The sequence below is a fragment of the Novosphingobium aeonii genome (assembly GCF_052279045.1).
Classification (GTDB): domain Bacteria; phylum Pseudomonadota; class Alphaproteobacteria; order Sphingomonadales; family Sphingomonadaceae; genus Novosphingobium.
Genome location: NZ_CP176833.1, coordinates 1,528,895 through 1,542,046, shown reverse-complemented (window position 1 = coordinate 1,542,046; position 13,152 = coordinate 1,528,895). Strand labels below are relative to the sequence as shown.

Here is a 13,152-nt window from a genome sequence, read left to right as displayed (position 1 = left end):
TCACTCTCATGGGAATGGACGCGCAACTATGCCGAATGGTTGGCTGCCAGATCAGCGGAAATCCCGCGATTTTTGCAGAGGGTTCGGCATAGCCTCGGGCTCGGCATAAATCCCCGACCTCCACATCGACACGTTCGGGAAGGGGCGGAATTTCAAATGAGAAACCGCCCGGCATTCCCTGTCGCCTCGACCTGAGGCCAACCGGGAACGATGTACCTGCCGCTGATCAGCTTAGCCAGGCCGCGCTGTCGTAGATTTCGCTGTGCGCGCCGACCGGTACGCATTTGAAGCCTACGGATTCGAGAAACAGCAGATGGCCCTGTTGGCTGCTGTCGGTCGCATCGTTCCTGTAGACGTACCAGGCATCTTGCTGAAGCTCGGGGAACTTCGCGAAAAAGCGGGCCCTTTCGATGAGCAGCCAGCGCAGGAAGACTTCGTCTTCTCTGAGGCCCAGCCCGATTACCAGAAGGGGCCGCTTGAACATGATCTGTAGCCAGGTGTGACGTCCTGTCCAACTGGACAGGCCACCCGGCTTGAAGATGCCGGTCTGGCGCCTTTGCATCCATCCCCGCGCGCGCTGCGCAAGACCGACATAATGGCTGAGTCCGAGACGGATGCTGCTGGGATGGCAGGCCATCCCGTTGATATGCCAGATGCCGAAGCCCGCGCAGGGATCGTCCAGCAGCGTGTGCGCAAAACGCGTGTCCCAAGGATAGAAGGCAGTGAACCTTCGGTGCCTGGTCCGCAGCTCTCGAGCGCCCACGGCATCGGCAAGCACATTGTCGAAATTTGTGGTGAGCACAGGGACGTCATGTCGCTCTGCCCATCCGACAATCCGGCGGTGGTAATCGCTGATCTGCCAGTCGCCCATCGCCGTGCAGAACTCCCTGGCCATCTCGGCGCCCTGGTTTTGCCTGCGCAGGGCCAGGATATCGAAGAACTCGATGTTCGAAAGGCCGGCCGGCCAATCCTTCAGGCCAAGGCCGCTTTCGTTGGCAAGCCGGAGCAAGAGACCGCGCCAGGAATTGCGGCTCGGGCCGCCGGTAAGGTGGATTCCGTTGCCGATAATGAGAGCAAGCTCATCGCCGTGCCTGTGCAGGATATCTGAAAACGTCATCGTGCCTCCAGCCGACACTTCGCTAAGCGTGAAGGCGCTGTCCGGTTTTGCATACGCCGATATCCCTCTCTGGCGAAATATCAATTGCTTGTGCCGTTTGTGCGCCCGCCGCCCCGTCCCTACCACTCTATGGTCTTGTCGGATATCGGGGGCATGCACTGCCACCCTGCGATGAAGAACTGGTAACTTGCCATGGCCGATGTCTCTCGGCACCGCCCAAAGTGGGATGCTTCACCTTCCGGTTTGGCAGGTGGGCGTTATGCTGCCCGGCCTGATTTCCTGCGCGCCGACCTGGGTCAGCAGCGGCTGCTCCTTGCCCTGGTAACGGGAAATGTCACTGAAAGCGCCCTGCCGCGCGGCATATGGGAATGAGAATTGAATCGGAAGGAAGAGTTATGACGAAAGCCGGAGGGCGTCCGTTCAGCCAGTTCGGTATCGTCGAGCTTGAGAAAATTGTCGCCAGCAACGAAAGAGATGGCGCCACACTCGAGGCCGTTCTGAGAGAACTGGGCTGGCGCAATACACAGCGGGCAGAGCGCCTGCGTCTGCGGCTGGAACAGACGCTCCAGACGGCTTGCCCAAGCTCGAGGGAGGCCGAAGCTGTGACCGATCGCGCCGCTGAGGTCGATAGTGGCTCGCAGCCCAAACCGTCGCCCGAACTCCCGTTCTCGGCGCATCAGCATCGCAGGGCTGAAGCGCAGCCCCGCCAAGTTGAAGCGGCGCCGGTCGTGCCGGCACCGCTTCCCGGTCGCGCGGAGGAAAACCGCATGGAGGACATTCTCCGCGCCTGGACGGTGCTTGAGGTCCTGTCGCCGGCGACCTTCCGGCGCCCCGCCGATCTTGCTGCCGGCGACAACAGGCGGATCGTACGGCTCGATCGCGGACTGCCCTGGGATGACGGCCCCGCGAAGGGGCCTATGGGCACCAGGCTCTATTTCCAGATCGTGCTTGGGACCGTCTCCATGAAGCCGGCGATGGACCAGCTCCTGGCCCGCTTTGCGGATAAACGGCCTGAAAAACCTCAGGCACGGGGAGAGACTCCGCTCGCGATTGTCATTGTCGATCGCTTCGGCAAGCCTGTTCCGGACGCCTGCGCGACCATTTCCAGCTTTGCCTGGGGACTGCCCCGGGCGCTGCGCGACGAGCCATCGACGCTTGCGGCCTGGACTGCGCAGGAGGAGCGGCTGCAGGGGGAGCTCCATTCCCGTCTTTACCGTGAGGATGAAACTGACGGTGTGCGTCCGCTCACCCTTCAGGCCCTGAACGCCGCCTTCGAATGGCTCGTCGATGAATGCGGGCTGGAGCGCGGCAGTGTCACGCCTCCGTCCTTTGCGGTCCGTTCGCTGGTATCGTCGAAGTCCAGTGAACCGCCTGAGCCGATCCTGCTCAACAGTTTTTACCTGAAAGATCTGGCAAGAGCGGGCGAGCTCGTTCGCAAGGGCCAGTGCCCCGAGGCGCTTCAGCGCTTCCTTGGTGCAAAGCCGCCCGCCGAGCGCCGCGACCTGCTGAGTGACAGGGACGCGGTAGAAAGCGCGCTTGCGCCGGCACGGTTTCCTCTCGCCCGCTGGCCGGGGGCAGGGCGCCATCCGCTCGTCCTCATGCAGCAGGCCGCAGTCAACCTGGCAAGCGAGCAACCCTCGGGCGAGATCCTTGCCGTCAACGGTCCGCCGGGTACGGGCAAGACAACGCTGCTGCGCGATGTCGTGGCGGCGCTGGTCAGCCAGCGGGCTGATGCGATGGCGCGGTTCGACGATCCGGAAACGGCGTTCACCGCATCGGGCCAGAGGCAACGTTTTGGCAGCGCCTTCGTGCACCTCTACCGGCTGGATCCAAGCTTGAAAGGCTTCGAGATGCTGATTGCATCCTCGAACAACAAGGCGGTCGAGAACGTCAGCGCCGAGCTTCCGGCAATCGGGGCGGTGGCCGAGGATGCCGCGAGCCTTCGGTACTTTGAGCCCTTGGCCGATGAGCTTCTTGGCACCAAGGCATGGGGCGCGATCGCGGCAGTGCTCGGCAACGCCGGCAATCGCGCCGCGTTCCGCGACCGTTTCTGGTGGAACAAGGAAACCGGGCTGTTCGGGTATTTGAAAACGGTCTGCGGCACGCCTGCTGAAATCGATCTGCCCGATGGTTCGACCCGGCCGCCGAAGATCGTCGCCGACTTGCAGCCGCCGCAAGATCGCCGCGAGGCACTGCGCCGATGGCATGCCGCGCGTGCTCGGTACACAGAGCTTCGCGGGCGCGTCGAAGCGCAGCACAAGGCGGCTGAAACGCTTCGCCTTGCATCCGTGCATCTGCCCCGACTTGAACGTGCATTCGAGGCCTGCCGGGAGCACGCGGCCATGCGGCCCGGTCTTCTCGCGCGCCTGTTCGGTTCGGCCGCCTGGCGTCAGTGGAAGGCAGAGCACCTGGACCTCTCGGCTACACTGGCGAAATCTGGCCGGCCCCTCGTGAAAAGCGGGGCGCTATCGGTGCCCGGAGCAGCTCTCACAGCTTCGCCGTGGCTGCGGTTCCGGCCCGGGCAAGCGGTGGAGGCAATCTCCGGCGCGCTTCGTCCAGCCCTGGCGGCTTTGCGCGGGCAGCAGACGATCCGAGGCGTGCCTGTGCTCGATGATGCGTTTTTGGGCGGTCCGCGGGAGACCGTCCAGACGGCTGCCCCCTGGCTCACGCCCGCCGAGCACCGCGACCGGGATGCATTGTTCGAAGCCGCGCTCGATCTGCACCGGGCCTTCATCGACGCCGCCGCCAAACCGCTGCGGCAGAACCTTGGCATGGCCATGCAGGTGCTCGACGGCAAAGGGCTCGATGCTCCCGAAAAGGACAGCCTGATACCGGACCTGTGGTCCAGCCTCTTCCTGGTGGTGCCTGCGGTGTCCACGACATTTGCCTCTGTTGGCAACATGCTGAAGATGGTCCCGCCCGAAGGGCTGGGTTGGCTCCTTGTCGACGAGGCAGGGCAGGCAAGCCCCCAGCAGGCGGTCGGCGCTCTCATGCGCGTGAAGCGGGCGATCGTTGTCGGCGATCCCGTCCAGGTCGAGCCCGTTGTCCTGCTCCCGGAAAGCCTCACGGGCGCTATCTGCCGAAGCTTCGGCATAGATCCTGATCGGTTTTCCGCGCCGGCCGGATCGGTGCAGACGCTCGCGGATGGAGCGACGTCTTCTTTCGCCGAGTTTCCGGCCAGGTCTGGCACGCGCACCGTCGGCGTCCCTCTCCTCGTTCACCGACGCTGCGCCAACCCCATGTTCAAGGTCGCCAACCGCGTGGCCTATGAGGGGCTGATGGTGCAGGCGAAAACTGCAAAAACTTCGCCGATCCGAGAACTCCTCGGTCCCGCCCGCTGGATCGATGTTCGTGGAAGCGGCGAGGACAAGTGGTGCGGGGACGAAGGGCAGGTGGTTGTCCGCATGCTGGAGGAGATCGCTCGGGCAGGGCTTGAGTTTGACCTCTATATCGTCACGCCGTTTGTCATTGTAGCTGACGGTTTGAGGCGGATGATTGCAGGCAGCCCGGTGCTGGCGGAAGCAATCCCCGACATTGCGGCCTGGGCGCGTAGCCGGGTCGGCACTGTCCATACTGTCCAGGGCAGGGAGGCTGAAGCGGTTTTGTTCGTGCTGGGCGCGCCCGATGCTGCGCAGTCAGGGGCAAGGAACTGGGCGGGTAAGACGCCGAACTTGCTGAATGTCGCTATGACCCGCGCGAAGGAAGTCGCTTATGTGATCGGTAATCGGGAATTGTGGAAACGGGCGGGGGTGTTTGCCGATCTTGATGGGTTGGTGGGGTGATGGGCTGGCTTGTCGGACGATCCGGAACGGCGCCTATTAAAGCGAAGTGACCGAAAGCAGCTGTTCGTTCAGGTCTTAGCGCGCTTGTTTTGGGGGCAAGGTGCCGAGGGGGTAACGTTAGCAGTCCGGAACAGCTTCAATCAAGAGTAAGAGAGGCTCAACCTGAACTTCGTACAGCCGTATCGGGCGCATTAAGCGGAGGTATCAGGGTTCAAAGCGGTCATCAACGGCCGGTGTTAGGGAGGTGCTAACTAATTGCCGGCGGCGATTTCCGACGTGATAAGCAAGTTTTGCGGAAAACACGACGGATTAGCCGAGCCCCCCATAGCACCGACGGCTGTTGCCGATAAATGTCTTTGTTTAACCTTGATTCTCGGGGGTTCTTGGATGCGGCAGTACACGACACGCGCGGATTTGATCGAGTGGGGCAATCAGGTGCAAAAATCCGCATTTGTCACCAACAGGTACTCGCAACATGGCCGTTCGCTGACCGGATCTACCTTTCTGTCACATTCATCGAAGGATCACGATCTGGTGGCAGGGGCGACGCTAGTGCTCGAAAACCACGGCGCGCAGGTTTATATTGACGAGATAGATCCGCAAATGCCCCCAACAACTTCAAGGGTCACTGCCGATATCCTGAAGTCCCGGATTCGCGACACTAAGCGCTTTGTTCTCCTAGCTTCGAACAATAGCAAGGACAGCCGCTGGGTTCCTTGGGAGCTCGGTTATGGCGATGGGCACAAGGGGACGGGCAGGATCGCTATCTTTCCAGCGGTCGACGTCTGGTACGACACCGGCTGGACTTCGCAGGAGTATCTTTGTCTTTATGATAGAATAATCTGGGGCGACATCGTGGGGCAAAAAGATCCAATGTGGATTGTCCTCAATGAGGAAGCAAGTACCGCGACCCCACTTCGGCAATGGCTTCAGGGATATTAAGCGACAGTGTGATGTTGTTTTCGCAGCATTAACCGCGCAGAAGGTTCCTGGTGCGTTTCCACTTTCAAGCAGGTCGGCGCTATAGAAGGTCAACCGTTGGTTGGAGGTGATTGGCGGGAGGAAATTGAGAGGCGAGGAGGTGCAGCGCCAGCGACTGGATCGAAGAGAATCTCTAGGGCTGCAGCTGTCTCATCGTCCTTGTTGGCCGCGTACCGGCTGGGCGCAATTGTGTGAAGTGCAGGATCGGGGAAGCGTGTAGCGAGCGAAAGGGAAAACGCGGCCACAATGCGCTAACCCGGAGCACTCAGCGGGGGCCGGTCAGGGGATGCTAAGGCTATTGCGCAAACTGCAGCTTCGACGCCTTGTGTGTTCGGGCGCTCCGCAAACATTTATGTCCGATCTGATTAATTACAGATCGGCTTGCTGTTGGCGACATGCGACTGCACTTGACCTGCCCCCCGAAAGATCCCTCATTCTGATGTAGAGTCTGCCCACGAGAAGGAGCAGACGCATGAGGAAGAGCCGTTTCACCGAGGCGCAGATCATCGGGATGATCAAGGAACAGGAGGCAGGACTTCCAACGGTCGAGATTTGCCGGAAGCACGGCCTGAGCACGGCGACCTTTTACAAGCTGAAGGCGAAGTACGGCGGTATGGAAGTTTCCGATGCCCATCGGTTGCGGCAGTTGGAGGACGAGAACGGCAAGCTGAAGCGGCTCCTGGCCGACAGCATGCTGGACAACGCGATCCTGTAAGACCTGCTGGGAAAAGGCTGACGACGCCGGGCCAGCGGCGCGACGTAGCGCTCGGTGTGATGCGGGACTACCAAGTCTCACAGCGCCGGGCCTGCGTGCTGATTGGCGTCGATCTCAAGACGGTCAGGCGCGAACGCCCGCCGGACCACGGAGCGATCCGCGAAGCGATGCGCGAAATCGCAGGGCAGCGCCGTCGGTTCGGCTATCGTCGGATCGGCGTCATGCTGGAGCGCAAGGGCATGAGCATGAACCACAAGAAGCTCTACCGGCTATATCGGGAAGAAGGCTTGTCTGTACGCCGACGACGCGGCCGCAAGCGCGCCCGGGGCAGTCGGACGCCGGTGCCGGGAGCACTTCGTCCTGGTGACCGCTGGTCGATGGACTTTGTCGCCGATACGTTTGGCGCGTCGCGCAAGTTCAGGATTCTGGCGATCAACGATGATTGCTGCCGGGAGAACCTGTGCTTGGCAGCGGACACCAGCATCTCGGGAGCTCGAGTGGCGCGCGAACTGGATGCGCTGGTTCGCCTGCATGGGAAACCTGCTTGCATTGTCAGTGACAATGGCACTGAATTTACGAGCCGGGCGATCCTGCAGTGGGCCAGCACGAACAAGGTCGAGTGGCATTACATCGACCCCGGAAAGCCCCAGCAGAATGGCCTCATCGAGAGCTTCAACGGCTCATTGCGCGATGAGCTGCTCAACGAGGAACTGTTCGACAGCCTGGCTGACGCCCGTCGGAAGCTGGCCATCTGGCGCTACGACTACAACCATGTTCGGCCCCACTCATCGTTGGGAAATCGAACGCCTGCACAAGCGCGTCGGACGTTCGTGCAGGACGATAGCATCACGCCCGACGCGCTTGTGCAGGCGAGCGTGCCGGAATATTCAACCGCAAGACTCTCGTTATGAGCGAGGGACTGCCAGGGGGCAGGTCACACTGGGTCCGTCGCTAATGGGGCAGTATGCTCCGGCTGTGCAGTAAGGCAATCATTGCTTGTTGGGGTGATGAAATTACAAGCGCGTGGGCGCGTCCGAGTTCGGCTCCGATCTAGAGCCCGATGTCGGCACTTTTTTGTGGATGCCTTCGATTTATGGCTGGTAACTAAAATTGTAATAATTACCGTCTGTTCAAATCCGCGATGCTACTTAAATTTCTGTGGCAGCGTCTGCAGATTTCAATGGGGGGTGTCGATGGCCGACATGAAAAATGTGTTTATCAGTCATGTTCACAGCGATGACGATGGTCTCGCGAAGTTGAAGGGGCTTCTTGGCTCAAAAGGGCTAACGATCCGCGATTCGTCAATTCACACGGGAAAATTCAATAACGCGACAGATGAAAGCTATATCAAGACGGGGATATTGGCTCCGGCAATCAATTGGGCCGGGGTTTTCATTTGCTACGTATCGCCTCAAACGAAGGACAGCGAATGGGTGAACTGGGAGATTGAGTATGCAGCCAAGCAGGGTAAGCGCATCGTCGGTGTCTGGGCGCACGGCGAAAACGAATGCGAACTTCCGTCAGCATTGAGGGAATATGCTGACGCTGTTGTGGGCTGGAACGGCGATGCCATCATTGACGCGATCAATGGAAAAGACGGCTGGGAGAAGCCCGATGGGGGCGCTTGCGAGCCCGTTGTTCTCAAAAAGCACCCTTGCTGATGGCGCGGCTCTATTCATACGTTGTGCGGTACGATAGCGGTTTCGCTCCCAATCCATTTTACGAGTATTGTACACTCGCCACCTGCAAGCCCGATATTCGCCGGTCGGCAATGCCGGGCGATTGGGTTGTGGGAAGCGGAAGCGCTAATCGAACCGTTCGGCGCGGTGGGCACCTAGTACATGCGATGCGCATATCGGAGGTCCTGAGCTTCCAGGAATATGATGCGGATCCCCGCTTCGCTAGTAAAAAGCCCTATCGGTGTGGAAGCAGGAAGCAGAGCTGCGGTGATAACGTTTACTTTTGGGACGTAGTAAGCGGTTGCTGGGGCCAGCGGGATTCCTTCCATACGACCGACGCTGGTCACCAAAATCCCCGACATATTGCGCGAGATACCGGCGTCAATCGCGTCCTGATTAGCGATGACTTTGTGTACTACGGTGGGTACGGCCCACAGATTCCCGATTATCTGGTCGACGCGAACGGTCGTTCGGTGTGCAAGCGGGGTATCGGCAGAAATGTACTCACAGACGAAGAATTGATCGCCCAATTCGAGCAGTGGATCCGCTCACTTGGCGATGGCGGCTATCAAAGCGCGCCCTTTGAATGGAGGCAGCTGCGTGGCAACACTGGATACTGAGCTTGCAAGGGGGTCATTGCCCCTTAGCGAGTATGTGGCGCAAATCGCAGGTACCGACGTCCTCAACCCTGGCAGTCTCGAACCGATCCAGCTAGGATTGTATGGCGAGGTCGGCGGTATCATGTCAGCTTCGAAAAAGCACGTTCGAGAAGGAGATGCATTTCCCGGGTACCGCAAGGCCGCTGAAGAGGAATTTGGCGATACATTGTGGTATTTTACTGCGCTTTGTCGGCGTCTTGGGCATCCGCTCGAGGACATCTTTGCGGATGGAATTGCGAACGGCGGTTACAAACGCGTCGGTGTGGCAAGCGACTATCGTCTTGGGGCTCTTGCTCAGATTCTGGTTCCGGAAGGCGCAGTAAACCTTGATTTGGCATTGTTCGACCTCGGGCGGGGGGCCGCAGACTTGCTTGGCGAATCACCTGCTCGAACGGATCTCGTCGCTTTCGCTGGCTACTATCTTAAGGCGTTGAGCGGCGCCGGCCTTGATTTCTCGACGGTAGTCCGTGCGAACATCAAGAAGACGCGTGGCGCTTTTCTCGCCCCGGACCCTGCTTCGTTGATCGACTTTGATCGCGATTTCCTGCCGGAAGAGCAATTGCCACGCCAATTCCGGATCAAGGTCAGTCAGCGAGCCAGCGGAAGAACCTATCTGCAATGGAATGACGTATTCATTGGCGATCCCCTAACCGATAATATCGCGGACCGCGACGGCTACCGCTTCCACGATGTCTTTCATTTTGCCCATGCTGCGATTCTTCATTGGTCTCCCGTTGTCCGAGCCTTGGTCAAACAGAAGCGGAAAAGTCGGAAGGAGTTCGATGAGGAGCAGGATTGCGGCCGTGCGATTGTTGTGGAGGAGGGCCTGACGGCGTGGATCTTTGCACGTGCAAAAGACTTGAATTTCTTTGAAGATCAACATCAGATTTCGTTCGGCGTATTAAAGACGATTGGCGAGTTCGTGAGCGGTTATGAGGTCTCGAGTTGCCCGCCGAAGCTCTGGGAGAAAGCCATTCTGGACGGATACAAGGTTTTCAGGCAAATGCGCGCCGCGCAGGGCGGATGGATCGTGGGTGATCGAGACGCTCGAACGATCCATTTTGAGCCTCTAGCGGAGCCCGCATGAACTCGCAGTCTTTTGTCAGGGCGGTGTCGAAGCTGTCGTTTGAGCACGCTTTCAACCCTTATACGGATCGCTGTGAAATCTTTGATCGTTCCGATGCTCCGCAAACGCGGACTGCTGCTCTCTCGGCTATGCTCGAAAGTGCCACGTCTGCCCCGGTGGATGCAATCTGGATTGGTCGAGATCTCGGATATCGCGGTGGGCGCAGAACCGGCCTTGCTCTCACAGACGAGGTAAATGCCCACGCCCATATGAGCCGTTGGGGTGTGGAGATAGATCGTCCGACTGTCGGTGACGTTGTAGCTGAGCGAACGGCAGCGGTGATTTGGGCAATTTTGGGAAAGATTGATGCGCGGATTTTTCTTTGGAATGTCTTTCCACTGCATCCTTACGAACCAGGTAAGCCATTCACCAATCGAAATCATAACGCAGCCGAGCGACGCGCAGGCGAAGATATTCTCGCGATGCTGATTGAGCTTTTGCGACCGCAACGAATTTTCGCGATTGGTAACGATGCCGCGAAGACAATGACCCGCTTGGACACACGCCTTCAGGTGATTCCCGTCAGGCATCCGAGCTATGGGGGGCAAACGCAGTTTCTCGATCGGATTCGTGAGGCTTATAGCCTTCCTGCCGCGCCTAGCCCGGTCATGCCGATATTGCTGTAATCTCGTCTGCTACAAGTGATTGGATGATCAGGGTCGTTTCCCCAACCCGCATGAGAAGGCCATGAAATGGCATCCATCATGCCCGTGCTGGTGAAGACTATCAGATTTGGTGCACTTGTCCGCTAGAAACGATGAGCGCGCAGTTCGGCAGCGAGCTGATTGAACCCAGACAGGGCGAGCAGGGAGTCAGCGTTGCACTTGCAGAGTGTGATGCTCCAGCGTAACGCACGGGGCAGACACCTATGCAAACCTATGCTACCCAAACGAGTCTGGACGGATGAGCGACGCGCCTACTCCATTCTACGAATTGATCGTCCTTGGCGCTGTCACGGACGCAGAACGCACGACGCTCGCCAAGCGGGTCGCGGAGATCGCTGCGGAATTCCAACTCGACTTCGGCACTGAGATTGTCCTTCGCGATGCGAGCGACTGCGAGGCACGTAATCGCGATGCGAGCACCACTGCGCTCTACTTTGGCGGAGATCCAACAAGGGATCAGTCGCTGATCGACGCGCTCGAGATCGACAAAATGCCCATCGTGCCGGTGGTACGCGCAGGCGAAAAGCCCGAGGATGTACTCCCCGCCACCATCGCCGCGCTCAACGCCGTATTCCTGGACGCCGACGACACCGAACTCGAAGCTCCTTTTGCCATCGCGCTGGAATGTCTGGGCCTGCTCCATCGGCAACGGCGGATTTTCATCAGCTATCGGCGCACTGAATCGCGCGAAGTGGCGGTCCAGCTCCACGACGAATTGAGCGGGCGCGGGTTCGACGTGTTTCTAGACACCCACGATATCCGCCCCGGCACAGTTTTTCAGGAAATGCTGTGGCATCGTTTGGTCGATTGCGACGTCGTCGTCATGCTCGACACGCCTGATTATTTCAGCAGTAAATGGACCTCTCTGGAGCTTGGCCGGAGTCAGTCCAAGGGCATTCAGCTCCTCCGACTGGTCTGGCCGGACCATAAGCCCACGCGCAAACTCGGGCTTAGCGATACGATCATGCTTGAGGCTGGCGATTTGACGGCGCAGCGTCAGCTCACTGGGGAGATGATCGATACGGTCGCGCGGCGAGCCGAGCGCGTGCGGAGCCGTAGTATCGCGACGCGCCAGTTGAGCCTAGCCGGCAAGCTCGCCATGGAAATCAAAGCCATCGGGGGGACGATCGAAGGGATCGGCGCTTATCGGGCGATGGCGATCAACTTGCCCAATGGCTTGAAGCTTCACGCCTATCCGATGGTCGGCGTGCCGACCGCCGAGTTGCTCAATGAGATCGAGACCAAGGCGCAGCGCGCCAAGCATAGCCGGTTCCCATGCCTGGTGTTCGATGATGTCGGTATTCGACCAGCTTGGCGCGAACACCTTGCTTGGCTCGATAAAAAGATCAAAGACGTGCGCTGCCTCAAAGTGCATGATGCAGGATGGGAGCTGGTCGGATGGGACAATCAGTGAACCCCAATGGAGCGGTATTTCTCTCGGCCGGCGTACCTGATCCGGCTGCCAAACATTTCATGGGTGAGGCCGACACCGCCGCGATCACGGCTGCGGTTTCCGCGCTGCTTTATGTAACGCTCGGCCGGCGCCAGCTGGTCTGGGGTGGACATCCTGCGATCACGCCGATGGTATGGGCACATGCCGAAGCGATGGGCGTCGACTATGGCGCCTGGGTAAAGCTGTACCAAAGCGAGTTTTTCGAGGACGAGTTCCCCAAGGAAACCGCTTTGTTCGACAATGTTGTGGTGACACCGGAAGTACCGGAGGACATGGCCGCAAGCCTGGCAATCATGCGCGAACAGATGCTCGATGACACAAGCTTCGGCGCTGCGGTGTTCGTGGGCGGCATGCAAGGCATTATGGACGAGTTCGAGTTGTTCAAGGCCAAGGCGCCCGATGCCGCCATCCTGCCGATCATGACCGCCGGCGGCGCGGCCGCGATCCTTGGCCAGCAGATCGGAGCGGATCCCGAATTTGCGCAGGAGCGTGACTATGTTGCCCTGCTCCACCACCAACTCGACATTCACCCTAGCGAACAGCGCTACCCGACTCCGGTCGAACAGCCTGAAGCAGTGGCGGATCGACTGCGACGTCCCCCGGAACCTTAAGTCATGGTCTGCTCGGGCTTCGTTAGCAGCGAAGTCACTTCGCAGGCGTCCGACGGACGCATAATTCGCGACCGCGACCAGCCTTTGCAAGCGCACCTGAATACTCGGCTCCTCGATGCGTCATCGCGCAGCCATTGCCAGTCAACCAACACACATCGTTCAGATGCGGCGACGAAAATGTTGGCTGCGATGGAAATCGTCATTGCAAGCTTGAGAGATGGCGGGAATAGAATTTGAGTATGGCATGGTCAACGCTCTATCAAGCGAAGAATTCGTTCACGCTCGGCCCGTTTCGAAGTCGCAACGTGTTGACAAAGATCCTCGCTTGGCTGACCTCTTCAAGAAGCCGCGGACCTATCGGCAG

At 59.3% G+C, this 13,152-nt stretch carries 10 protein-coding genes; 9 read left to right on the top strand and 1 reads right to left on the bottom strand.

Annotated elements, in window-relative coordinates:
• Positions 1 to 226: 226 nt before the first annotated feature.
• Complete coding sequence (locus tag ACLIMP_RS22065; protein WP_443478360.1) at positions 227 to 1,117, bottom strand: SIR2 family protein; 891 nt, start codon at positions 1,115 to 1,117, stop codon at positions 227 to 229.
• A gap of 395 nt (positions 1,118 to 1,512) precedes the next feature.
• Between ACLIMP_RS22065 and ACLIMP_RS22060 the strand changes: the two genes are divergently transcribed.
• The 9 genes from ACLIMP_RS22060 (at position 1,513) to thcA (ending at position 12,788) form a co-directional block, all read left to right on the top strand.
• Positions 1,513 to 4,899, top strand: coding sequence for a DEAD/DEAH box helicase (locus ACLIMP_RS22060; protein WP_443478359.1), 3,387 nt, complete (start codon positions 1,513 to 1,515; stop codon positions 4,897 to 4,899).
• A gap of 387 nt (positions 4,900 to 5,286) precedes the next feature.
• Complete coding sequence (locus ACLIMP_RS22055) at positions 5,287 to 5,841, top strand: toll/interleukin-1 receptor domain-containing protein (protein ID WP_443478358.1); 555 nt, start codon at positions 5,287 to 5,289, stop codon at positions 5,839 to 5,841.
• A 511-nt stretch (positions 5,842 to 6,352) separates the two neighbouring features.
• A protein-coding gene (locus tag ACLIMP_RS22050; RefSeq protein WP_443478357.1) for an IS3 family transposase occupies positions 6,353 to 7,506 on the top strand; the annotation gives its coding sequence in 2 pieces (ribosomal slippage) (positions 6,353 to 6,593 and positions 6,593 to 7,506; 1,155 coding nt in all).
• Positions 7,507 to 7,788: 282 nt separating this feature from the next.
• Positions 7,789 to 8,256: a TIR domain-containing protein gene (locus ACLIMP_RS22045; RefSeq protein ID WP_443478356.1), complete on the top strand. Its 468-nt coding sequence runs from the start codon at positions 7,789 to 7,791 to the stop codon at positions 8,254 to 8,256.
• Positions 8,256 to 8,894 (top strand): Nmad2 family putative nucleotide modification protein, encoded by a 639-nt coding sequence (locus ACLIMP_RS22040; protein ID WP_443478355.1) that lies wholly within the window; start codon positions 8,256 to 8,258, stop codon positions 8,892 to 8,894. Before ACLIMP_RS22045 ends, ACLIMP_RS22040 begins: the two co-directional genes overlap by 1 nt.
• A complete protein-coding gene (locus ACLIMP_RS22035) occupies positions 8,875 to 10,020 on the top strand; it encodes a nucleoside triphosphate pyrophosphohydrolase family protein (protein ID WP_443478354.1) in 1,146 nt (381 codons plus the stop codon). The genes ACLIMP_RS22040 and ACLIMP_RS22035 overlap by 20 nt, the downstream gene beginning before the upstream one ends.
• Positions 10,017 to 10,685: a uracil-DNA glycosylase gene (locus ACLIMP_RS22030; protein ID WP_443478353.1), complete on the top strand. Its 669-nt coding sequence runs from the start codon at positions 10,017 to 10,019 to the stop codon at positions 10,683 to 10,685. The genes ACLIMP_RS22035 and ACLIMP_RS22030 overlap by 4 nt, the downstream gene beginning before the upstream one ends.
• A 277-nt stretch (positions 10,686 to 10,962) precedes the next feature.
• Positions 10,963 to 12,138 (top strand): Thoeris type III anti-phage system protein ThcB4, encoded by a 1,176-nt coding sequence (gene thcB4, locus ACLIMP_RS22025; protein ID WP_443478352.1) that lies wholly within the window; start codon positions 10,963 to 10,965, stop codon positions 12,136 to 12,138.
• Positions 12,135 to 12,788: a Thoeris type III anti-phage system protein ThcA gene (thcA, locus tag ACLIMP_RS22020; RefSeq protein WP_443478351.1), complete on the top strand. Its 654-nt coding sequence runs from the start codon at positions 12,135 to 12,137 to the stop codon at positions 12,786 to 12,788. The genes thcB4 and thcA overlap by 4 nt, the downstream gene beginning before the upstream one ends.
• The last annotated feature ends 364 nt before the right edge of the window (positions 12,789 to 13,152 follow it).